This is a genomic window from Prescottella agglutinans (assembly GCF_004011865.1).
In the GTDB taxonomy this organism is placed as follows: domain Bacteria; phylum Actinomycetota; class Actinomycetes; order Mycobacteriales; family Mycobacteriaceae; genus Prescottella; species Prescottella agglutinans.
Genome location: NZ_RKLP01000009.1, coordinates 18,375 through 43,364, shown reverse-complemented (window position 1 = coordinate 43,364; position 24,990 = coordinate 18,375). Strand labels below are relative to the sequence as shown.

Genomic DNA, 24,990 nt, shown 5'->3' with positions numbered 1-24,990 from the left:
TGGGACTTGTTGTCTCAGGGGTTCGCCGCGATCAGGCGATCGGGCGGACGGGATCGGATCCGTCCCAGGTGCGGGCCTGTTCGATGCCGTACTCGAGCATCGCGCGCATGCCGGCGCTCTGGATGTACTCGAACACGACACCCGGCTGGGCGGGCGAGTGCACGTACGCGACCCGGGTGCCGGGGCCCTCGGCGACGAACAGTTCCTCGAGCCCCCGGCTGCGTGCGGCGGCGAGGGCTTCGTCGAGATCGTCTGCGATCCAGGCGATGTGGTGGGGTCCGACGAGCGGCTCACCGGCGGCGTCCGTGTACGGCGACGGGGTCGACGAGGTGATCTGCATGAGCTCGATCTGGAGTTCGCCGGTGTAGCCCATCGCGACGTCCATGGTCACCACGGTGTCGCCGCCCGCGTAGCGTCCGGTCAGCGTGACACCACGGAACACGGTCCACGGTCCGACCCCGGCGCGGGTCACCCAATGGTCGATGGCGGCATCGAGGTCCGCCACGACATAGCCCATCTGGACAGCGGGTTCAGGGACCTCGCGGCTCATGCACACCTCCAACGGCAGTAGACGTGGGTGTGATGGTAGGCACGGTCGGTGGTGGGTTCTCAAGCGTCCGTCCCACTCAGCAGACGGTCCGGACGTCGATGTGCCCGGCGGTCAGCGCCCCGAGCCGCCGCACCCCCACCCGAGCCCGGCGAGGTCCTTTCCGCGGGCGACGACGTCGTCGAGCATCTCCTCGGTCAGCTTGCCGGTGAATGTGTTCTGCTGACTCGGGTGGTAGCAGCCGATCACGCTGATCGGTCGTCCCGCCGCGGTGTGGAGGACGGCGACCTCGCCGTGCCCGAACTTGGGCTTCGGCATGGGCACGGAGCCCCCCAGCCGGCGAACGGCATTCAGTGTGGCGTCCCAGCCGAACGACCCGAGGGCGATGACGGCGCCCACCCACGGCAGCAGGTCGGCGAGCTCGGCATCCAGCCAGCCCGCGCAGCAGTCCCGCTCTCCGGTACTCGGCTTGTTGTCCGGCGGGGCACATCGGACCGCCGAGATCATCCGCGCGCCGAACAGTTTCTGCCCGTCCCCGGCGTACTCGGCGGTCGGCTTGTTCGCGATGCCCGCGCGGTGCAGCGAGCGGAACAGCCAGTCGCCGGCCTGATCGCCGGTGAACATCCGGCCCGTTCGGTTGCCGCCGTTGGCGGCCGGCGCCAGACCCATGATCAGGAGCTTGGGCAGGATGTCGCCGAATCCCACGAGCGGCCGGCCCCAGTAGGGCTGATCGGCGAACGAGCGGCGCTTGACGTCCGCGGCCTGCTCACGCCAGTCCACCAGCCGGGGGCAGGCACGGCACACGCTGATCCGGGCGTCGAGTTCGGCCAGGTTCGCCGCCGCCGCTGCCCCGTCGACGACGTCCTGCGCGGAGCGCGCGACGGGCGTCTCCGCCGTCGCGGGATCGCCGGGCCACCCGGTCCCCGGCGGCACCGGGGACGGGAACGACTCCCCCGTGCCGGGGTGCGGCAGCAGTTCGCCGGTCATCGGATCCGCGCACACGTTGGCATGTGTCAATTCAACCCGATCGGGGCCACCGGGCCCACGCGGGTGCGGCCCACCGGAAGCCCCCCGCGCACAATCGACGACATGGACCAGTTCGCAGTAGATCCGGCTCTCGTCGAGGCGGCCCGCGCCGCACGCCGTGTGGTGGTGTTCAGCGGGGCCGGAATGTCCGCCGAGAGCGGGGTTCCGACGTTCCGAGACGCACAGACCGGGCTGTGGGAACGCTACGACCCCGCCGAACTCGCGACACCGCAGGCGTGGGAGAGCAACCGGGCCCTGGTGTGGGCGTGGTACCAGTGGCGGACGGGGCTGGTCCGGCGTGTGCAACCGAACGCCGGCCACCGGGCACTGGCGACGTGGGCGCAGCAGGTGCCGCTGACGCTCGTGACCCAGAACGTCGACGATCTGCACGAACGGGCCGGCAGCGAGGTCGCGGCCCACCTGCACGGCAGCCTCTTCACCCCACGCTGCAGCGTCTGCGCGGCGCCGTACCCGTCGGACGGCGGTCTCGACGTCGAACCCGGCGGCCCGGTGACACCGCCGACGTGTGCGAGTTGCGGTGGCGACGTGCGTCCGGGCGCGGTGTGGTTCGGTGAGCCGCTGCCCGAGGAGGCCTGGACGCGGGCCGCCGACGCCGTCGACGCCTGCGACCTGATGGTGGTCGTCGGCACGTCCGCGGTGGTGTATCCGGCTGCGGGGCTGCCGCTGCGTGCGGTCGAGTCGGGTGCCACGGTGGTCGAGATCAACCCGGAAGCGACGGACCTGAGCGCACTGGTCCATCACTACTGGCGCACCACCGCGGCCGTTGGACTGCCCGCCCTCGTCGCCGCGCTCGGCGGCGGGCGCTGAGCACGCACCGCCGCCGCCCAAAACCACGCTGCGACATGGACAACCGTCCAATTCCAGCATTGTCGCATTCCGCCCGAAGCACGCACGTTTGCAATACGATTGCGCGGTGCCAGCCCGCCTCGTGTCGGTGATCATTCCCGCACGCAACACAGTCGAACTGATAGACGGACAGTTGGAGGCTCTCGCCGCACAGGACTACGCGGGCGAGTTCGAAACCATCGTCAGCGACAACGGTTCCACCGACGGACTCGCCGAGCACCTTGCCAACCATCCCCTCACCGACCGGCTGGGGCTCCGCTGCGTCGACAGCGCCGGAGGCACCGGCATGGCATACGCGCGCAATGTGGGCATCGCCGCCGCACAGGGCGACTTCCTCGCCTTCTGCGACGGCGACGACCGCGTGCACTCCGACTGGTTAACCGAACTCGTGCGCGCCTCGGACGACTACGACGCGGTCGGTGGCGCGGTCGACACCACGACACTGAACTCCGCAGAAGTCGCATCGTGGCGGGTCCTGCCACAGGGACACGAGCGGTTCGGCGCCGACGAATTCCTGCCGTACGCGATCGGCTGCAACTTCGGGGCCTGGCGTTCGAGCCTAGAGAAGATCGGAGGATTCGACGAGACCTTCACCGGAGGCGCCGACGACGTCGCGACATCGTGGCGACTGCAGCTTGCCGGGCTGACCTTGGGTCATACCCCGGATGCATTGGTAGCGTACAGATTCCGCGACACCTACCGTGGCGTCTGGGACCAGTCGAATCGTTACGGCCGAAACTCGGTTCTGCTCCATCTCGCCTTCCGTGAATACGGGCACACGCGTCGGTCGATGTACGCGTTCGGACTGTCCCTGTTGGGACTGGTGCTGTTCAATCCGCTCGTACCGCGGTTCGTCGCGCGTGCCCCGCGGGGACTGTGGGTCTCCGAAGCCGGATTCCTGAGCAGCAGGCTCCGCACCGCGTGGAAGCACCGGGTCTTCTATGTCTGATGCGACGCGGCCGGCCCCCGCACTGATCTCGATTGTGATCGCGGCCCTCGACGTCAAGGGAATCATCGACGTCCAGTTGACCGCGCTCGCACAGCAGGACTACGACGGCGCCTTCGAGGTCGTGGTCGCGGACAACGGATCGACCGACGGCCTCGAGCAGTTCCTGCGGCACCACCCGCTCCGAGACAGGCTGCGGTTGTCGTGCGTGGATGCGTCGGACGCGCCAGGCGTCAGTCACGCCCGGAACGTCGGCGTCGCCCGTTCCGCAGGCGAATTCGTTGCGTTCTGCGACGCCGACGACCGCGTCCGCCCGGACTGGCTGCGCCACCTGGCTGCCGCCGCAATGCGATTCGACGCGGTGGCCGGCGGCCTCGACGGCCGCCCACTGTCGAGTGAGCGTGCTGTGGCCTGGCGCCCGCTCTCGGACGTGACCGCCCAGCCCAAATCGGCGAATGCCCGGTTCCCGTGGGGCGGAGGCGGGAACATGGGCATCTGGCGCGAGGTGTTCGACGAGATCGGCGGGTGGGACACCACATACGTGTACGCGCTCGAGGACATGGAGTTCAGTTGGCGCCTGCAGTTGCGGGGCTACTCGCTGGGCTGGGAACCACGCGCAGTGGTGGACTACCGGCTCCGCGACGACCTCCGTTCGCTCTGGCGTCAGTCGTTCGCGTACGGCCGCGGCGAGGTGCAGTTGTACCGGGACCACCGCGCGACGTGCATGTCGGGGCGCCCCGTTGCATACCTCGTCCTCATGCTCGTCCTCATCGTCATACGCAATCCGCTGCTCCCGACCACGCTGACGAGACTGCCACGCGGACAATGGCTCTGGCATGTGAGCGCCCTCACGGGACGGGTCGCCGGCAGTCGCGAGTTCAACGTCTTCTACGTGTAGACAACCAGGAGGTCTCATGTCACGCACGCCTGTTCTCGTCTCGGTGGTCGTTCCCGCCGTGAACGCGACCCCGGTCGTCGACGTGCAGCTCACTGCGTTGGCGGCACAGGACTACCCGGGCGAGTTCGAGGTGATCGTCGCCGACAACGGATCGACGGACGGACTGGCCCGACACCTGTCCGACCATCCTCTGGCCGAGCGGCTGCGGCTGCGCCGCGTGGACGCCGGAGCGGCGCCCGGTGCCGCGCACGCGCGCAACGTCGGGGTCGAGGCCGCCCGCGGTGACTTCATCGCGTTCTGCGACGCCGACGACCAGGCCCACCCGCAATGGCTCCGACGTCTCGTCGCCCGTGCCGCCGATTTCGACGCCGTCAGCGGACCCGTGGAGACGACCACCCTCAACTCCCCACGCGCCGCCGAATGGACACCGGTCAATGCGCCCGAGGCCCGCACCGAGGTTCCGGGCCTGTTCCCGGTCGCCGGCAGCTGCAATCTGGCGATGTGGCGCAGCACGATCGACAAGGTCGGGCCGTGGGACGTCGACTGCCTCCGCGGCGGCGAGGACGTCGACTACTGCCTGCGGATCCAACTCGCGGGTCTCACGTTGGGCCACGAACCCGAGGCGATGATGGCCTACCGCGTGAAGAGTTCCTACCCCGCGCTGTGGCGTCAGCAGTACGCGTGGGCCCAGTCGGACGTCGACACCTACGTGCGCTACCGCGACCGCGGCCACCGGCGCCGGAATCCGCTGCTCGCCCTGGCCATGCCGGTGCTGCTGGTGCTCCGGAATCCGCTACTCCCCCAGTCCGTCACCAAGCTGCCGACCGGAACGTGGATCTGCTACCTCGCCGGGTTCGCCGGTCGCATCCGCGGCAGCATCCGGCACCGGGTCCTCTACGTGTGACGACTACAGGTACAGGTGGCGCTGCTCGATGCTGCCCCGGATCCGGCCCGTGACGGCGCCGGCCACCCAGTACCACTGGCCCCGGCGCCCGGCCGGCCAGTTCCACGGCAAGGCCGGCAGCCGGAGCAACAGCCACCCGAGGTAGCCGAACAGGATCAGCGGATTGGTTCCGCGGGCACCCTGGGCCGCGTACTGCTTCGCCAGCCGAGCCTCCGCCATGTTGTATTCGACCGCCTGATCGAACATTTCCCGGCGGGTGGTCCGGTAGCGGTATGCGACAAGGGCTTCCGGGTTGTAGCCGAGGTCGTACCCGCGCAACTGGGCACGCCAGCAGAAGTCGACGTCGCCGCCCGCGGTCGGGTACGTGTCGTCCCATCCACCGATCTCGTCGAACACCGAACGCCAGATGCCCAGGTTGCAGCCGAACGTGCTCGGCAGGAAGTGCGCCATCAGCGGCAGCTTGTCCGGTGGCGGGAGCGCCCGCCACTGCGCGATCACGGGGTCGTTGAGGGTGTCCCGTTCGAGGAGTCCACCGACGATGCCGTGATCCTTGGCGGTGACGGTCAACGCGGTGAGCCATCCCGGGTAGACGGCGTCGTCCTGGTCGCAGTAGGCGACGAAGTCGTACCGCGCGGCCCGGGTGCCGACGTTGCGCGCGTGCGACGTCCCTGCAACGGCACTCGAATCCACCCACCGCAGCCCGAGACGGTCGCGCAGCGGGTGCTGTTCGACGTGGCTTCGCAGCGCCGCACTGCCCTGGTTGTCGCTCACGACGACCTCGAACTCGCCGTCGTAGTCCTGGCGCGCGAGCGCCTCGAGTTGGGCGTCGATCTCCGGGAGCGCGTTGTACGCGGCGACGACCACCGAAACCTCTGTCGGTGGTCCGAACGTCTTCTTCGCCAGCGTGCGCTCCCGGTCGGTCACCTACACTCCTCGCATCGTCGGTTGTCACGATCGGAGCGGGACGCATCGGCCGCCATCGTTCGCAGCACCGACACGAACCGATCCACGAAGCCCTGCGCGGTCGACTCGTCGAACAGCGCCGTCTGGTACAGCAAACCACCCGTGACTCCCATCGGCACGCCGAGCGAGTCGTAGCGGTCGTTCAGGCTGAACTCGAGTTCGTGCTTGGCGACGGTCGTCGGCACCGGATGCTGTTCGATCGACAGCCCCGGGAACTCCGCCGCCAGCCCGTCCACGGCCCGCTGCAGGATCAGCGTGACCTGGAACAGCGGGTTGTACGGCGCGCCCGGGTCGAGGCCGAGCGCCCGCTCGAGTCGCGGGTTCGACACGTCCGGGTGCGCGTACGCACCCAGCGCCGCCGCGCGAACGGCGGCGACGAGGTCCGCGACCGAATCCCCTTCGTCGACGACCACCCGCATCAGGACGTCGTCGGAGAAGTTGCCGATCAGGTCGTCGAGTTCGGGCTCGCCGCGGCCCGCGATCGACGTGGCGACCGTGACGTCCTTCTCGTTCGCGAACCGACTGACGCACAACGCGAACGCCGCCTGCAGCACCATGAACAGGCTGGCCCCGCACTCGCGGGCCAGCGCGACGAGGGCCGCGTGGGTGTCGGCGTCGAGGTGGACCGGCACGGCCGCCCCGGCCGTCGGACGCACCGCGGGGCGGGGCCGATCGGTCGGGAAGTCCAGGAACTCGGGCCGCTCCGCGAGCGTGCGGGCCCAGTAGTCCATCTGGCGGTGTGCCTCGCTCGCCGGATCGTCGAACTCGCCGAGCAGTGTGTGCTTCCACACCGCGTAGTCGGCGAACTGCACGGGCAGCGGATCCCACTGCGGTGCGACGCCGACCGCACGCGCCGCGTACGCCACCACGACGTCGCGGGTGAGCGGCCCGACGCTGAAGCCGTCGGCCGAGATGTGGTGCACCACCACCGCGAGCACATGATCGTCCGGTCCGATCCGGAACAGCCGCATCCGCATCGGCAACTGGGTGGCGACGTCGAAGTCGGCCCACAGGAACGCATTCAGCTCGGCCTCGAGGGACACCGGATCCGTCTCGACGGCCTCCACCTGCGGAATCGCGTCCGCCGCGGGCACGATCACCTGCACCGGACCGTCCGTGGTGGCCGGGTACACGGTCCGCAGCGATTCGTGCCGCGCGACGACGTCGCCGGCCGCGGCACGCAGCACCTCGACGTCGATCGCGCCGCGCAACCGCAGCGCGAACGGGATGTTCCACTCACCGCCCCGGGTGCGCTGGTTGTCGAACCAGATCCGCTCCTGCGCCGGCGCCAACGGAAGCCGTGCCGGCCGCTGCGACTGCGTCAGCCTCGGACGGTCGAGCCCGGCGTGCGCATCCACTCGCGACGCCAGGGCCGACACCGTCGGCACCTCGAAGAACTCGCGGACCGTCAGCGCGGTCCCGAACGCCTCGTTGATCCGCGCCGTCGCCCGGGTCGCCGACAGCGAGTTGCCGCCGACCTCGAAGAAGCTGTCGTCGGCGCCCACCCGGGCACCGCCGGTCAGGTCGGCGAAGATGCCCGCGACGATCTCCTCGGTGGCGGTGACCGGCTCACGGAAACCGCTGCTGCTCGCGAACTCCGGTGTCGGCAGCGCCCGGCGGTCGAGCTTGCCGGTGACACCGAGCGGAAGCTCGTCGAGCAGCACGACCGTCGTCGGCACCATGTAGCTGGGCACGCGTTCGGCGACGAACGCGAGCAGCGCGGTGACGTCGGGCGAGGTGCCGGGCCGCGGCACCGCGTAGCCGACGAGGTGTTCGGCACCACCGGGCGCCCGGTGCACCGTCACGACCGACCGATCGACATCGAGGTGCGCGGACAGTGCCGTCTCGATCTCCCCGAGCTCGATCCGGAAGCCCCGCAGCTTCACCTGGAAATCGGTGCGGCCCAGGTAGTCCAGGACGGCGCCCGACTCCCGCGGCACCCAGCGAACCAGGTCGCCGGTGCGGTACATGCGGGTGCCGGCGGCGCCGAACGGGTCGGCCACGAACCGGTCGGACGTCAGGTCGGTCCGTCCCACGTACCCGCGTGCGAGCTGGGCACCCGCGAGATACAGCTCGCCGGGGACCCCGATCGGCACCGGCTGCAGACGGGCGTCGAGCACGTACACGCGGGTGTTCCACTCGGGCACACCGATCGGGACGGACGGGCCGTCGTCGGGTCCGCACGCGTGATGGGTGACGCTCACCGCGGCCTCGGTCGGCCCGTACAGGTTGAACACCGGGGCGTCGCTCACCGCGGCGAACCTGCGGACCACCTCGGCGGGCAGCGCCTCGCCGATGCAGATCACGCGGCGCAACGCGTCGAGCGGTTCGTCGCCCACCGACGCGAGGAACGCGGTCAGCAGCGACGGCACGAAATGCACCGTGGTGACCCGGTGGTCGCGGATCAGCCGCTCCAGGTACGCCGGGTCCTGCTCGCCCCCGGCCTTCGCGACCACCAGTCGGGCGCCGGCGGTCAGTGCCCACCAGAACTCCCACACCGAGAGGTCGAACGTCGCCGCCGTCCGCAGCAGCACCGCGTCGGTGCCGTCGAGTCCGAACTGCGCCTGCTTCCAGAGCAACTGGTTGACGATCGCCGCGTGTGAAACCGCGACGCCCTTGGGGCGGCCCGTCGAGCCCGACGTGTAGATCACGTACGCCGTGTTCTCCGCGCGCAGCGGGGCGCATCGTTCGGCGTCGGTGATCGGATCGGACCGCCGCCCGCCGAGGTCGACGGTGTCGACGTCCAGCCGCTCGGCGCCCTCCGGAACCGGGACCGTCTCGCCGCTGGAGGTGAGAACGACCACCGGCGAGGCGGATTCGAGAACGTACTCGGTCCGCTCGGCGGGATGATCCGGGTCGATCGGGACGTACGCGCCGCCCGCCTTGGCGACCGCGTACATCGCCACCAGTAGTTCGAGCGACCGCCGGATCGCGAGGGCGACCCGGGTCTCGGGCCCGACACCCCGCGAGATCAGCTCCCGGGCGAGACGATTCGCGAGACCGTCGAACTCGGCGTAGGTGAGTTCTTGTTCCTCGACGACCACTGCCACCGTGTCCGGGGTGGCACGCACCCGCTCCGCGAACAGATCGGCCAACGTGGCGCTCGGCACCTCGTGCCGGGTCGCGTTCCACTCGACCAGGACCGCACGCCGCTCCGCCTCGCCCTGCAGGTCGATGTCGCCGATCACCGCGCGGCGGTCGGCGACGACGGCACGCAGCAGCCGCTCGAACCGGTTCGCGAACCGCGCGACGGTCGCCCCGTCGAACAGATCCGCGGCGTAGGTGAACGATGCTGCGATGTCGGCCGGCTCGCCGTCGTCGTGACGATGATCGACGAGCGTGAGGTGCAGATCGAACTTCGCGGGCTCGAATCCCGCGTCGACGACGTCGATGTCGAGACCGGGGAGTTCGAACCGGGTGCGGCCGAGGTTCTGCAGCGACAGCGCCACCTGGAACAGCGGGTGGCGCGCGGTGGAGCGCTCCGGATCGAGGACCTCGACGATCCGCTCGAACGGCACGTCCGCGTGGGCGAACGCCGTCAGGTCGGTGCCGCGCACCCGGTCCAACAGATCCGCGAACGTGGCGTCGGCGCGCACGTCGGTCCGCAGCGCGAGGGTGTTGACGAACATGCCGACCAGACCGTCGAGTGCCTGTTCACCGCGACCCGCGATCGGGGTGCCGATCGTGATGTCGCCGGCTCCGCTGAGCCTGCTCAGCAGGGCCGCGAACGCCGCGTGCACGACCATGAACAGTGTGGCGCCCTGCCTGCGTGCGAGCGCGAGCAGCGCCCGGTGCAGCGACGCGTCCAGGGTGAACGCGTGCGTCTGCCCGCGGAACGTCTGCACGGCCGGACGCGGCCGGTCGGTCGGCAGGTCCAGCTGATCGGGCAGGTCCGCGAGGGTGTCCGACCAGTAGGCGATCTGACGGGCGGCGACGGACCCGCCGTCGTCCTCGTCGCCGAGCACCGCCCGCTGCCACAGGCTGTAGTCGGCGTACTGGACGGACAGCGGCGCCCACGACGGTTCGAGGCCCTGGCGGAACGCGGCGTACGCGACCATGACGTCCCGGGCGAGCGGGGCCACCGAGAACCCGTCCGCCGAGATGTGGTGCACGACCAGCACGAGCACGTGTTCGTCGGGCCCGACCCGCAGGAGTGCCACCCGCAGCGGGGCCTCGGCGGTGACGTCGAATCCCGTGCCCGCCAGGCCGACGACCATCGGCAGGATCTCGTGCTCGTCGACCGCCACCGGATCGAGCGACGGAACCACGTGCGCCGCTGTCACGATCACCTGGTGCGGGCCGCTCGGCGAGTCCGGGTACACCGTGCGCAGCGCCTCGTGCCGGTCGACGGTCGCGGCGATCGCGGCGTGCAGCGCGTCGACGTCGAGCGCCCCGGACAGCCGCAACGCCATCGGGATGTTCTCGGCACCCGACGTGGGATCGAACCGGTTGAGGAACCACATGCGCTGCTGCGCCGGCGAGAGCGGGATCCGCTCCGGCCGCTCGAGCGTGCCCAGTTCCGGCCCGGAGTCGGTCCGGGCCGACTCGGCCCGCGCGGCGAGCGCCGCCGCGGTGGGGTACTCGAACAGTTCGCGGATGCCCAGCGCGGTGCCGAGTACGGCGTTGACGCGGGCGATGAGTCGCGTCGCGAGCAGCGAATTGCCGCCCAGGTCGAAGAAGCTGTCGTCCACCGACACCTGCTCCAGCCCGAGCAGTTCGGCGAACACGCCGACCACCTTCTCCTCCAGCGGATTCGACGCGGCCCGGAACTCCCGGGTCGAGACGAACTCGGGAACCGGGAGCGCCCGGCGGTCGAGCTTGCCGCCCGCCGTCACCGGCAATCGGTCGAGCACGACGACCTGGGTCGGCACCATGTACGCCGGCAGGGACGAACCGACCCGCTCGCGCAGGTCCTCCGGGTCGAGGACCGCCTCCCGCTCGGGCACCACGTAACCGACGAGATGATCGCCGGTGCGGGTGTCGCTGTGCAGCACCACCACCGACTGCGCGACGTCCGGGCAGCCCACGAGCGCCGCCTCGATCTCGCCGAGTTCGATGCGCAGGCCCCGCAGCTGGACCTGCGAGTCGATACGGCCGACGAAGTCGAGCAGCCCGTCACGTGTGCGCCGGACGAGATCGCCCGTGCGGTACATGCGGCCGCCGCCGTACGGGTCGGCCACGAACCGGGACGCCGTCAGCCCCGCACGCTTGTGGTAGCCGCGGGCGACGCCGGGACCCGACAGGTACAGCTCGCCGATCACGCCGACGGGCACCGGGCGCAGCCGCGAGTCGAGGATCGTCGCGCGGGCGCCCGCGATCGGGGTGCCGATCGTGATCCGCTCGCCCACCGACAGCGGCTCGGTCATCGTGATGATGATCGTGGTCTCGGTGGGACCGTAGCTGTTGAAGAACCGGCGTCCGGGCGCGAACCGCTCGACGAGCTCCGGCGGGCACACGTCGCCACCGACGATCACCGTCTCGAGGGAGTCCAGGCCGTCGGTGTCGACCGTGCCCAGCGCCGCCGGCGCGGTGAGGATGTGGGTCACCTGCTGGTCCCGGATCAGCTCGGCGAGTTCGTGACCGCCGATCACCGCGGGCGGGACCACCACGAGGGTGGCGCCCACGCTGAAGCCGGCGAGCATCTCGAACACCGACGCGTCGAAGCTCGACGACGAGAACCGCAGCACCCGGGAGCGCCGCGACAGCACCAGTTCGGTGCGGGCGTCGGCACAGAAGGACGCCAGGCCGGTGTGCTCGACGACCACGCCCTTGGGCAGTCCGGTGGACCCGGACGTGTAGATCATGTAGGCGGCGTTGGTGAGCAGGATCGGCCCGCCGCGGTCCCGGTCGGTGACGGCGGAATCCGGGCGTCGCGCGCAGTCGCGCTCGAGGTCGTCGGAGTCGAGCACCAACCACCGCGTCGAGTCCGGCAGTCGGTCGACGACGGCCGCGGTCGTGAGCCCGACGTCCGCGCCGGAGTCGGTGAGCATGTGCCGGATCCGGTCCGCGGGGTGTGCGGGGTCGACGGGCACGAACGCGGCGCCGGTCTTCACGACCGCCCACATCGCGACGATCGAATCCACGGACCGCGGGAACGACAGCGCGACGAATCCCTCGCGGCCGACCCCCCGGTCGAGGAGCACCCGCGCCAGGCGGTTCGACCGTGCGTCGAGTTCGGCGTAGGTGAGGGCGACGCCGTCGCCGCGGATCGCCACCGCGCCCGGATCCGACGCCGCACCGGCGGTGAGGATCTCGGCCATCGTCCGCGGGGCGACGGGTGACGGCACCGGGGCCCGGGACACCAGGGCCCGGTCGTGGTCGTCGAGCAGGTCGAGGTCGCCGACCGGCAGGGCCGGATCGGTGGCGACCTGTGCGAGCGCGCGCACCAGCTTGTCCGCGATGGCGGCCGCGGTCTCCGGGTCGAACAGGTCGGTCGCGTAGGTGAGCGAGCCGAGGAGTCCCGCGGAACCGGAGCCCCGGAGCGTGAACTCGAGGTCGAACTTGGCGACGTCGGCGCCCGGGTCGACGACGGTGGCGGTCACGCCGGGAAGCTCGAGGACGGCCTCCCCGTGGTTCTGCAACGACAACGCGACCTGGAACAGCGGCGAGTACGCCTGCGACCGAGGCGGATCGACCACCTCCACGACGCGCTCGAACGGCACGTCGGACTGGGCGAAGGCCGCGAGATCCACCGAGCGGACCCGCCGCAGCAGCCGGTCCCACGACTCCGCCGGATCGACCTCGGTGCGGAGGACGAGCGTGTTGACGAACATGCCCACCAGGTCGTCGAGCGCGCGTTCCCCGCGCCCGGCGACTGGGGTCCCCACCGACACGTCGGACGTGGCACCGAGCCGTGCGAGCACCGCCGCCAGTCCCGCGTGCAGCACCATGAACAGCGTCGCGGTGTGTTCCGCGGCGAGCGCCTCGAGACGCCGGGTGACGTCCGGGTCGATCGTGAAGTCCACGCGCGCGGCACGATACGACGCCACCGGCGGTCGTGGACGGTCCAGCGGCAGTTCGAGCACCGCCGGCGCTCCGTCGAGCCGCTCCTGCCAGTAGCCGAGTTGCTGCGCGGCGAGCGACCGCGGATCGGCCTCGTCGCCCAGCACCCGCCGCTGCCACAGCGCGAAGTCCGCGTACTGCACCGCGAGGGGCGCCCAGTCGGGCTCCTCGCCGCGCACGCGCCGGGTGTACGCGGTCATCACGTCCCGGGCGAGCGGCAGCGTCGACACGCCGTCGGCGCTGATGTGGTGCACGACGAGGACGAGCACGACGTCGTCGTCCGCGACCCGCAGCAGCCGTCCACGCACCGGGACGGCGGCGGTGACGTCGAACCCGCCGGCGACGACCGCGGCGACCGCGGCCTGCAGCGCGGCCTCTCCCGGCACGGTGACCGGGTCGAGGTCGAGCGGGACCCGGTCCGCCGGCACGATCACCTGGTGCGGCCCGTCCTCCGACTGCGGGAAGACGGTGCGCAGCGACTCGTGGCGGCCGAGCACGTCGCCGATCGCGGCCCGCAGCGCGGGGACGTCGAGGCGTCCGGTCAGTCGCACCACGAGCGGGATGTTGTACGCCGGTGACGCCGGGTCGAACTGGTTGAGGAACCACATGCGCTGCTGCGCCAGCGAGAGCGGCAGCTCCGCCGGTCGGGGGCCAGCCGTCAGCGCGGGACGATCGTCCTCGAGCCCGGCCCGGTCCACCCGCACCGACAGGGCGGCGACGGTGGACGCATCGAACAGTTCCCGGACGCCGATCCTGGTGCGGCGCAGTTCGTTCACCCGGGCGACGACACGGGTCGCGCTGAGCGAGTTGCCGCCGAGGTCGAAGAAGTCGTCCTCGGCTCCGACGCCGACGATGCCGAGGACGTCCGCGAACACGTCGGCGACGACCGCCTCGGTCCGGGTGCGCGGCTGGACGAACTCCCGGGTCGGGAACACCGGTTCGGGCAGCGCCCGCGTGTCCACCTTGCCCGACGGCGTGAGCGGGAGGGCGTCGACCACCGTGACGACGGACGGCACCATGTACTCGGGGAGCAGGCCACGCGCATGGACGACGACGTCCCGCGGGTCGACGGCCTGCCCGGCCGCCGGCACGACGTACGAGACCAGCGCGTCGGCGCCACCGCCGCGGTGCCCGACCGTGACGGCGACGTCGACGGCCGGATGCGACGCCAGGACCGCGTCGACCTCGCGCAGCTCGATCCGGTGTCCGCGCACCTTGACCTGGAAGTCGGTGCGGCCCAGGTATTCGAGCGAGTACTCGGGCTCACCGTTCGCCGTCCAGCGCACCAGATCGCCGGTGCGGTACATCCGGCGGCCGTCGGACGCGTACGGATCGGCGACGAACCGCTCGGCCGTGAGCGCCGCACGATCGTGGTAGCCCCGCGCGAGCCCCTGCCCCGTCACGTACAACTCTCCCGCGACCCCGACCGGGACCGGGTGCAGCCGCCGGTCGAGGACCCGGACGCCGGTACCGCGGACGGGTGCTCCGATCGACACGGTCTCGCCCGGAGCCATCGGGCCGTGATGGGTGGCCATGATCGTCGACTCGGTGGGCCCGTACGCGTTGAACATCGCTCGTCCGGGCGCCCACCGGCGCACCAGCGCAGCGTCGCACGCGTCACCACCGACGACGACCACCCGGACGTGCTCGAGCCCCGCCGGTTCGACGGTCGCCAGCGCACCGGGCGTCACGAACGCGTGGGTGACCCGCTGCGTGCGGAGGACCTGCGCGAGTTCCTCGCCGCCGTACACGCCGACCGGGACCACGACGGTCGTCGCCGCGCCCCCCACCGCCATGAGCAGCTCGAGGATCGAGGCGTCGAAGCTCGGGGACGCGAAATGCAGCACCCGCGAAGAGGAATCGACCCGGTAGTGGCGCTGCTGTTCGGCGACGAAGGCAGCCAGTCCGGAGTGCGTGACCACCACGCCCTTGGGCACACCGGTGGAACCGGACGTGTAGATCATGTACGCCGGATGCTCGGGGCGCAGCGGCCGCAGCCGGTCGGTGTCGGCGATCGGCGCCGAGCAGTGGCCGGACGGCCCGTCCTCGGCGGTCGTGTCGTCGCCGTCGAGGACCGTCCACGCCACCGTGTCGGGCAGCACGGCCAGGTGTTCGCCGACGGTGATGCCCACGCGTACACCGGAGTCGGTGAGCATGTGCGCGATTCGCTCGGCGGGATAGGTGGGGTCGACCGGCAGGAAGGCCGCACCGGTCTTGGCGACCGCCCACACCGCGCACACCGATTCGATCGAACGCGTCAGTGCGAGCGCGACGAACGACTCGGGTCCGACGCCCCGATCGATCAGCGTCCGCGCCCACCGGTTCGAGCGCTCGTCGAGTTCGCCGTAGCTCACCGCCCGGTCACCGTCGATCAGGGCGATCGCGGTGCGGTCGGCGGCGGAATCGGCGAGCAGGTCCGGTAGCAGCCGCGCCGGTACCGGGTCCGCCGCCGCGGACAGCCGCGCCGCTCGCTCCGTGGCGTCGAGCAGTTCGATGTCGCCGACCGCGACGCCGGGGTCCGCGACCGCGGCCGCGAGTAGTCGCACGAACCGATCCGCGAATCCCCTGGCGGTCGACGCGTCGAACAGGTCGCACGCGTAGGTGAAGGTCACCCGTGCCCCGGCAGCGGCACCGTCGGCGTCCACGCGTTCGGCGACCTCGACCTGGAGGTCGAACTTGGCAATCCCGAAATCGAGTTCCTCCGAGGAGATCTCGACGTCGGGAAGCGAGATCGACTGCGGCTTGGGGCCCTCGAACGCGAGGACCACCTGGAACAGCGGGTGATGCGCGGTCGAGCGCGCCGGACTGATCACCTCGACCAGTTGCTCGAACGGCACGTCCGCGTGTGCATACGCGGCCAGGTCGGTGCCCCGAACCTGGCCGACCAGGTCGGCGAACGACGTCGACGGGTCGATCTCGGTGCGCAGCACGAGGGTGTTGACGAACATGCCCACCACGTCGTCCAGTTCCCGCTCGCCACGGCCGGCGACCGGAGTGCCGATCGAGACGTCGTCGACGCCTCCGAGCCGCGCGAGGAGCACCGAGAGCGCCGCATGCAGCACCATGAACGGTGTGGCGTGGGCGGCGCGGGCGAGGGCGCACACCGCGTCGTAGACATCCGAGCCGATCGCCGTGTCGACCTTGCCGCCGAGGTGGCTCGGGGTCGCGGGCCGGATCCGGTCGGCGGGCAGCTCGAGCACCTCGGGCGCACCGGCCAGTTCGGCGGACCAGTAGGAGATCTGCCGAGCCGCCATCGCCTCCGGATCGTCCTCCGCGCCGAGCACCCGGCGCTTCCACAACGCGTAGTCGGCGTACTGCACCGACAGCGGCTCCCACGCCGGCGCCTCGCCGCGGACCCGCGCCGAGTACGCCTGCACCAGGTCGGCGGCGAGCACGTCCATCGACCACCCGTCGATGCTGATGTGGTGCACCACCACGACCAGCACGTGACTGTCCGCGTTCTCCCGCAGCAGCGTCACCTCGATCGGGAGCTCCGCGGTGACGTCGAACCCCGAGGACACGGCCTCACGGATCCGGTCGGCGAGGTCGGTCCCGACCGGCTCGCCGAGCCCCAACTCGTCGAGGGCCAGCTCGTCGAGCGCCTCACCCGTCGGCAGGATCCGCTGGTGCGGACCGTCCACCGAGTCGGGGTACACCGTGCGCAGCGACTCGTGCCGGTCGAGGATGTCGGCGACCGCCGAGGCGAGCGCCTCACGGTCGAGCGCACCGGTCATCCGCAGGGCCACCGCCACGTTGTACGCGGGGGATCCGGGGTCGAACCGGTTGAGGAACCACATGCGGGACTGTGCCGGGGACAACGGGATCCGCGCGGGGCGCGGCCCCGCCTCGAGCGCCGGAACGGGACCGCCCGCCCGGGACGCGTCGACCGCCGCCGCAAGCCCCGTAACGGTGGGGGCGTCGAACAGCTCCCGCACGCCGAGTTGCACCCCGAACTCCGCATTGACCCGCGCCAGCAGCCGGGTGGCCACCAGCGAGTTGCCGCCGAGGTCGAAGAAGTTGTCGGAGACGCCGATCGGCGTCTCGCGCCCGAGGACCTCCCCGAACACCGCGACGAGCGTGTACTCGGTCGGGGTGCCGGGGGCGAGGTACTCGGACGTGCTCGCGAACTCGGGGACGGGCAGGGCCCGGCGATCGAGCTTGCCGTTCGCCGTCACCGGCAGCGCGTCGAGCACGACCACGGTGGACGGCACCATGTACCGGGGCAGGACGGCCGCGGCGGCGTCGAGCAGGTCGGCCTCGCGCACGCCCGCGCCCTCGTGCGGCACGACGTACCCGGCGAGGTACTCCCCCGCGATCTCGTGGACGAGCAGCACCACGACGGCCTGCGCGACACCGGGCTGCGCGAGCAGCGCCGCCTCGATCTCGCCGAGTTCGATGCGCTGTCCGCGCAGCTTCACCTGGAAGTCGCTGCGGCCGATGTACTCCAGCTCCCCGCCCGGGGTCCAGCGCACCACGTCGCCGGTCCGGTACATGCGGCTACCGGCCTCGCCGTACGGCGAGGCCACGAAGCGGTCGGCGCTCAGGTCCGGCCGGCCGACGTAGCCACGCGCCAGTTGGGCGCCGGCGAGGTACAGCTCGCCGTCGACACCCACCGGGACCGGACGCAGACGCGAGTCGAGAACGTAGAGAGCGGTGTTCCACACCGGCGCGCCGATCGGCACCGACGTCGCGTCGGGCCGGGTCCGGTGGTAGGTGACGTCCACGGACGCCTCGGTGGGCCCGTACAGGTTGTGCAGTTCCACCGCGGTGCTCTCGTGCACGCGCCGGACGGTGTTGGCCTGCAACGCTTCGCCGCTGGTGAAGACTCGGCGCAGCGACGCGCATCGCGCCGGGTTCGCGCCCGCGAGGAACGCGTCGAGCATCGACGGGACGAAGTGCATCGTCGTGACCCCGTGGTCGCGCACCACCCGCTCGAGGTACTGCGGATCACGGTGCCCGTCGGGCTCGGCGATCACCAGGTGGGCGCCGACCTGCAACGGCCAGAACAGTTCCCACACCGACACGTCGAAGGTGACCGGGGTCTTCTGGAGCACCACGTCCGACCCGTCCAGCGGGTACTCGTCCTGCATCCACAGCAACCGGTTCACGATGCCGCCGTGCGGGACCGCGACGCCCTTGGGCCGGCCGGTCGAGCCGGACGTGAAGATCACGTACGCGGTGTTCCGGGCGCGCAGCCCACCCCGTTCCTCCGCGGTCAGCGGTGCCGAATCGAGGTGGTCGAGCACGAGGGTGTCGACGGCGATCACCGGCGCGGCGGCCGGAAGCACCCCCGCGGTCGTCGAATCCGTCAGGACCAGAACGGGTTCCGCCTGGAAAATCACGTACCCGACGCGTTCCTCCGGCTGCGTCGGATCGATCGGCACGTACGCGCCGCCGGCGGCGACCACCGCGTGGATCGAGACGAGCAGGTCGATCGAACGCGGCATCGCGATGCCCACCGACGTCTCCGGGCCGACGCCGGCCGCGGCGAGGTACCGGGCCAGACGGTTCACCCGCGCATCGAAATCCGCATAGGACAGCGTGACGTCCCCGAAGGAGACCGCCGGCGCGTCCGGGGTGCGTGCGACCTGGGCACCGAACAACTCGACCAGGGTCGTCGTGGGCACCGGATGCCGAGTCGCGTTCCAGGACTCGACGACAGTGGCCCGCTCGTCCGCGGTCAGGGCGTCGATGTCGCCCACGGGCATCGACGGGTCGGCGACGATCGCGCCCAGGATCTGCACGAGCCTCGCGGCCAGGGTGGTCGCCTCGGCCGCCGTGAACGACGACGGCCGGTACCGCAGGGTCATGCGCATGTCCGGCAGCGTCATCAGCGTGATCGGGTAGTGCGTGGCGTCGAGGCCCTGCAGACCGCGCACCCGCATCCCGGCGATGTCGGTGTCCTCGTCGAGTCCGGCCCGCTCGATCGGGTACGACTCGAACACCGTCAGCGTGTCGAACAGGTTGCCGATCCCCGCGATCGCCTGGATCTCGGCGAGCCCGACGTGGTGGTGGTCGAGCAACTCGGCCTGCTCACCCTGCAGCCGGGACAGCATCGCCCCGATCGACTCTGCCGGGTCGGTGCGCAGGCGCACCGGAATCGTGTTGATGAACAACCCGAGCGTCTCCTCGACTCCTGCCAGCTGCGGGGGTCGCCCCGAGACGGTGGCACCGAACACGACATCGGATCGGGACGTGCTGCGGGACAGAAGGATTCCCCACGCCGCCTGGACCACCGTGTTGACCGTGACGCCGAGAGTGTGGGCGAGGTCGGTGATCGTGTCGATCAGCGACGGCGCCGCCGGGACGTCGACCTCGATCGGGGCGTCGTCCGCGACCCCCTCCGCGGTTGCGCCGCCGAGCAGGGTGGCTTCGGTGAGCCCGTCGAGCGCGGTGCGCCACGCCTGCCGGGACCGCTCCCCGTCCCGCGCCGCGAGCCACTGCAGGAAGTCGCGGTACGGCCGCGGTTCCGGCACGGTGGCCGCCTCGCCGGCCGCGTAGCGGACCAGCAGTTCGCGCACCAGCAGCGGCATCGACCAGCCATCGAGAACGATGTGATGGTTGGTCACCGCGAACGCGTACCCGTCGTCGGCGAGTCGGACCAGCGTCGCCCGCACCAGCGGCGGACGGTCGAGTTCGAATCGGGTCACCCGATCCTCGTCGAGGATCCGGGACAGCTCGCGGTCGCGGTCTGCGCCCGTCGTCTGTCGGAGGTCGATCTCGTTCCAGGGAACCTCGCCGTGCTCGAGCACCAGCTGGGCGGGTGTACCGGAGTCGTCGTAGACGAACGCGGTACGCAGGTTCGCATGCCGCTCGACCACAGCATCGAGCGCCGCCCGCAGGCGGGCCGAGTCGACCCGGCCGACCAGGTCCATCCGCAGTTGCGCGGTGTACACGTCCACCCCGTCCGCGACCAGACGCGCATGGAACAGCAGTCCCGCCTGCAACGGCGAGAGCGACCACACGTCGCGTACCGCCGGGTAGCGGTGCTCCCACCGGTCGATCTCGGTCTGGGACACCGTGACCAACGGGACGTCGGACGGCGTGAGCCCGCCGGCACCGGGTAGGTCGGCGTGCGCCGCCAGGCCCTCGAGGGCGCGGCGCCACAGGTCTGCCAGCTCGGCCACGTCCGCATCGCCGAGAACCGCCGTCGGATAAGCGAACGTCGCCGTCAGGCGCGGACCGTGGGGGCCGTCGGTCACCATCGCGTTGATGTCGACGGCGGCGGCCACTGCCATCGCGGACCCGCTGCGGGCGACGAGGTCCGGGGCCGCCGGGTCCGGCAGCCAACCGGTCGTCGCGTCCATCGACTGCCCGACGCCCAACCGGCCCAGGTAGTTGAAGCTGATCTGCGGGCGAGGCTGGTCGGCGAGTTCGGTGCGGGTGCGCGGATCGAGGTGCCGCAGCACACCGAAACCCATGCCGCGGCTGGGCACGGCGAGCGTCTGCTCCTTGACCGCCTTGATCACCGCGCCGGCGTCCGGTCCGCCCGCGAAGGCGTCGCCGAGATCCACGTCGGGAAGCGCCAGCCGCACCGGGAACGTGCTGGTGAACCAGCCCACCGTGCGGGCCAGGTCCGCGCCCGGAACCGCGTCCTCCTCGCGCCCGTGCCCTTCGAGGGTGAGCAGGACCGACCGTTCGGGGAAGCCGTGCTCGTGGCGCCAGTGCACGACCGCCATCGTCAGAGCCGCGAGGAGTCCGTCGGCGGCGCCGCACCCGAACACGTCGGGAAGCCGTCCGAGCACTGTATCCGTCACCGCTGCACCGAGTTCGACGTGGACGCGCGCCGTCGTGGCTACGGTGTCGATGCGCGGGTCGAGCGGCCGGGCACCGACGAGGCGGTCGGGGCCGGTGAGGATCTCGCGCCATCGGTCGAGTTCGTCGCTGTAGGCGCCTTCGACCCCCGCGTCCCGCAGACCGTGGGCCCAGCGCCGGAACGAGGTACCCACCGCGGGAAGCTCGACCGCACCGTCCGCACAGACCTGCATCCACGCGACCACGAAGTCCGGCACGAGGACGCGCCACGAGACCCCGTCGACGACGAGGTGGTGTGCCACGACGAGCAGCCTGCCGCCGAAGTCGCCGGCGTCGAGCCACACCACCTGCAGCATCACCCCGGCTCGGGGATCGAGACGTTGTGCGGCACGGTCACATTCGTCGAGCACTGCGGAATCGAAGGCCCGGGTGCCCGGCGCGCTCGTCACCGCGACCCGGGTGACGAGGTGAGACGGGTCGACGGTGCCGGAGGCCGCGACGGTGAGCGTCGACTCCCCCTGCGGGTCCGTGTCGAGACGGCTGCGCAGCATGTCGTGGCGGTCCACGACCGCGCGCACGGTGTCCGTCAGGCGCCGGTCGTCGAGTTCGCCCGGCGCCGTGAGAAGCACCGACTGGTGGAAGTCGTCGAACGGCCCGCGGGCCGTCATCTCGTACATGACCGGTGTCAGCGGAACCGGTCCGATGCCGCCGCCCGGAAGCTCTTCCAGCAGGTCCTGCGGCACGCTGTCGATCGGCACGGACACCCGTGCGATCTCGGCCACGGTCTTGTGCTCGAACACTTCCCGCGCGGTGAATCCGATCCCGGCGGCGCGCGCCCGGGACACCAATTGCATCGCCACGATGCTGTCGCCGCCCAGCGCGAACAGCGAGTCGTGCACGCCGACGCGGTCGAGGCCGAGCACCTCGGCGACGATGTCGGCGATGGCCTGTTCCACCGGCGTCGACGGTGCGCGGTACTCCTCGGCGTCGCCGCCGAACTCGGGCACCGGCAGCGCGCGACGGTCCAACTTTCCCGCGGGAGTGACGGGAACGTGGTCGAGGCGCACCACGGCGGCCGGCACCATGTGCGACGGCACGATTCGCGCCACACCCGCGACGACGGCGGCCGCGTCGAACTCCGCGGCGGCGTCCATCCGGACGTAGGAGACGAGCACCGGACCGGCCGCGCGCTCGTGGGCGACCGTCGCCGCGAAGTTCACGCCGTCCTGCTCGAGCAGTGCCGCGTCGATCTCCCCCAGTTCGATTCGGAAACCGCGAATCTTGACCTGGAAGTCGGACCGGCCCACGTACTCGAGTTCGTTGGTGGCCGTCCACCGCACCTCGTCTCCGGTGCGGTACATACGGGTTCCGGGTTCGCCGAAGGGATCCGCGACGAACCGGTCGGCCGTGAGCGCGCCGCGGCGGTGGTACCCCCGGGCCAGGCCGGGTCCGGTGAGATACAGCTCGCCCACGACACCGACGGGGACCGGACGCAGCTTGCGGTCCAGGACGAGTGCTCCGGCGCCCTGGATCGGACGACCGATCGTGATCGGGTCGCCGGGAGCGAGCGGATCGCCGGCGGTGATGACGATCGTCGTCTCGGTGGGACCGTAGCTGTTGGTGAACCGGCACACGTCACCGAATCGCTCGACGAGGTCCGGCGTGCACACGTCGCCGCCGACGACGACGGCCTCGAGATCGGTCAGGCCCCGCGGATCGACGGTGTTCATCAGGGTGGGTGCCGAGATGATGTGCGAAACACGCTGCCGACGAAGCAGATCCACGAGGTCCAGGCCACCGTAGACGCCGGGCGGTGCCACGACCATCGCCGCTCCGGAGCTGAAGGCCTGGAGCATCTCGAACACCGATGCGTCGAAACTCGCCGACGAGAACCGCAGCACTCGGGACTGCGGGCCGATGTTCAGTTCCGACCGCGCACCGGAGGCGAACGCGGACAGCCCCTCGTGAGTCACCAGGACGCCCTTCGGGAGTCCCGTCGAGCCCGAGGTGTAGATCATGTAGGCGGAGTTCGCGATTCCGACGGGCGCGATCCGATCCGCATCCGTGACAGCATCCTGCGAAAAGCGTTCCGCGGCAGCGCGGGTCGCGTCGTCGTCCACGACGACCCAGTCGGCACCGTCGGGCAGTCCCGGTCGTTCCGAGACACACGTGAGGCCGATGGCGGACCGCGAATCGGTGAGCATGTGGACGATGCGGTCGGTCGGCAGCCCGGGATCGATCGGCACGAAGGCCGCACCGGTCTTGGCCACGGCCCACACCGCGATCAGCGCGTCCGTCGAGCGCGGCATGCTGATGGCGACGAAAGTCTCCGGGCCGGCACCACGATCGATGAGCAACCGCGCCAATCGATTCGACGTCGCATCGAGGTCGCGATAGGTGAGATCGCCGGTGTCCGACGAGATCGCGACGTTGTCGGGATGGATCTCGGCACCGCGCCGCAGCAGGTCGGGCAGCAGCTGCGGCGGGCAGGCGGCCGGACCGCGGAGCGGCACCAGCTCGGCCCGCTCGTCGGCGTGCATCACGTCGAGGTCGGCCACCGCCGTGTCCGCCGACTCGGCGAAGGCCGCGAGGAACTCGAGGAATCGCGCGTGGTGGGCACGCAGTTCCTCGGGGGTGTAGAGATTGGGATTCGCCTCGAAGTCGACGTGCGCTCCCTCGCCCTCGAGCGCGGGGTAGATGTTCACCGCGAGGTCCTCGACGGGGCCGGTGGTGAGGACGTGCAACGTGCCGATGTCGTGCCCCAGGCGGATCTCGCCGTGGAACATCATGATGTTGACGGCGGGACCGAAGAATCCTCGGCGGCCACCGCCCACGCCGGCGTCACGCCTGATGTCTTCGTGCCGGTACCGCTGATGCCGCAGGACGCCGGTCAGTTCCACCTGGACGCGGCGGGCCAGCTCCGCACAGGTGACGCCTCCGCCGGTGTCGAGGCGGATCGGCACGACGTTGGAGACCATTCCACCCGAGCGGCGCAGTTTCGCGGTGGTCCGAGCCGACACGGGCAGACTCAGGACCACGTCGTCCTCGCCGGTCAGCCGGGACAGGAATGCCCCGACCGCGGCGACCACGATCGCCGCGAACGTGATTCCGTCGGCTTCGGCGACCATCCGACGCATCGCGGATTCCACGTCCGCGGGCAGCGGGCCCGTCGCCCGCTGGGAGTGCGGTCCGACGTCCGCGGAGCGGCCGGCCAGACTGATCGGGTGCGGCAGGTCCCGGGTGCGCTCACCCCAGTACCGACGGTCCGTCTCGAACCGCGACGACGTCCGGTATCGCGCCTCGTCTTCGCTGATTTCGCGGAGGCCGTAGGCCTTCCAGTCGGGAAGTGCCGCGCCCGTGACTGCGGCGGTGTACTGTTCCGCGGTCCGGTTCACGAACGTCATGGCGCCGAAGCCGTCGAGGGCGATGTGGTGGATCCTGGCGTACCAGTAGTAGTGCGACTCGCCGATCCGCAGTGTGGCCGACTCCACGAGCCTGTCCGCCAGCAGGTTCCGGGGGGTGCTGTACTCGCGCCGCATCCACGCCTGCGCTGCCGCAACAGGATCGGACTCGGCGCGGAAATCGAGGTGCGTCGTCCGATCGCTCACCGCGTAGTCGATCGCCTGGTACGGCTCACCGTCGATCTCGACGATCCGCAACATGCCGGTGCCCAACTCGCGGGCGGCGGCCGCGCAGGCGTCGGAGAGCGCGTGGACGTCGAGGTCGCCGACGATCTCGACGTACTGCGCGATCGCGATCGGAACGTTCTCGATCAGGTGCTGCGCGAACCAGATTCCACGTTGCGCCGCGGACAGTGGTAGCACTTCGCCGTCGGAGGCGGTGACACCGGTGGCCGAAGCCGCGGCTCCGGTCACGGATCCGATATTAGTTCCACCCGATTCCGCGAAAACCGAGTTCGCAGAAATTCCTTCCGACCCCACGCAAAACGACCCTTCACGTCCAACCTCAGAGAGCACAAACAAGCGACCGAAGAGCGGAAGTTCTCCAATGCCGGACGTGAGAGTATCGCGTCGGGAGCGTCCACTCAGCGCGAATGCTCGGACTGGGTGAAATGCGCGTTA

Annotated in this window: 8 protein-coding genes; 4 read left to right on the top strand and 4 right to left on the bottom strand. The window is 70.8% G+C overall.

Features of this window, described 5'->3' with window-relative positions; all coding sequences use genetic code 11:
* Positions 1 to 31 precede the first annotated feature (31 nt).
* Positions 32 to 550: a VOC family protein gene (locus EGT67_RS17215; RefSeq protein ID WP_164877593.1), complete on the bottom strand. Its 519-nt coding sequence runs from the start codon at positions 548 to 550 to the stop codon at positions 32 to 34.
* 111 nt (positions 551 to 661) lie between these two features.
* A complete protein-coding gene (locus EGT67_RS17210; RefSeq protein ID WP_127917308.1) occupies positions 662 to 1,534 on the bottom strand; it encodes a uracil-DNA glycosylase in 873 nt (290 codons plus the stop codon).
* Positions 1,535 to 1,636: 102 nt separating this feature from the next.
* Between EGT67_RS17210 and EGT67_RS17205 the strand changes: the two genes are divergently transcribed.
* Genes EGT67_RS17205 through EGT67_RS17190 form a run of 4 tightly spaced genes read left to right on the top strand, consistent with a single transcriptional unit; the run spans position 1,637 to position 5,188 of the window.
* Positions 1,637 to 2,401, top strand: coding sequence for an SIR2 family NAD-dependent protein deacylase (locus EGT67_RS17205; protein WP_241566089.1), 765 nt, complete (start codon positions 1,637 to 1,639; stop codon positions 2,399 to 2,401).
* The gene (locus EGT67_RS17200; protein ID WP_164877592.1) at positions 2,358 to 3,389 is read left to right on the top strand and encodes a glycosyltransferase family 2 protein; all 1,032 of its coding nucleotides are present in this window, start codon (positions 2,358 to 2,360) and stop codon (positions 3,387 to 3,389) included. The genes EGT67_RS17205 and EGT67_RS17200 overlap by 44 nt, the downstream gene beginning before the upstream one ends.
* Positions 3,382 to 4,284, top strand: a complete 903-nt coding sequence (locus EGT67_RS17195; RefSeq protein ID WP_127917305.1) for a glycosyltransferase family 2 protein — start codon at positions 3,382 to 3,384, stop codon at positions 4,282 to 4,284. Before EGT67_RS17200 ends, EGT67_RS17195 begins: the two co-directional genes overlap by 8 nt.
* A gap of 16 nt (positions 4,285 to 4,300) precedes the next feature.
* Entirely contained in the window at positions 4,301 to 5,188 is an 888-nt protein-coding gene (locus tag EGT67_RS17190) for a glycosyltransferase family 2 protein (protein WP_127917304.1), read from the top strand.
* Between the two features lie 3 nt (positions 5,189 to 5,191).
* On the opposite strand, the gene EGT67_RS17185 is transcribed toward EGT67_RS17190, so the two are convergent.
* Positions 5,192 to 6,112 (bottom strand): glycosyltransferase family 2 protein, encoded by a 921-nt coding sequence (locus EGT67_RS17185; protein ID WP_241566088.1) that lies wholly within the window; start codon positions 6,110 to 6,112, stop codon positions 5,192 to 5,194.
* On the bottom strand, positions 6,109 to 24,783 hold the full coding sequence (locus EGT67_RS17180) for a non-ribosomal peptide synthase/polyketide synthase (protein ID WP_127917303.1): 18,675 nt from the start codon (positions 24,781 to 24,783) through the stop codon (positions 6,109 to 6,111). Before EGT67_RS17180 ends, EGT67_RS17185 begins: the two co-directional genes overlap by 4 nt.
* Positions 24,784 to 24,990: the final 207 nt, after the last annotated feature.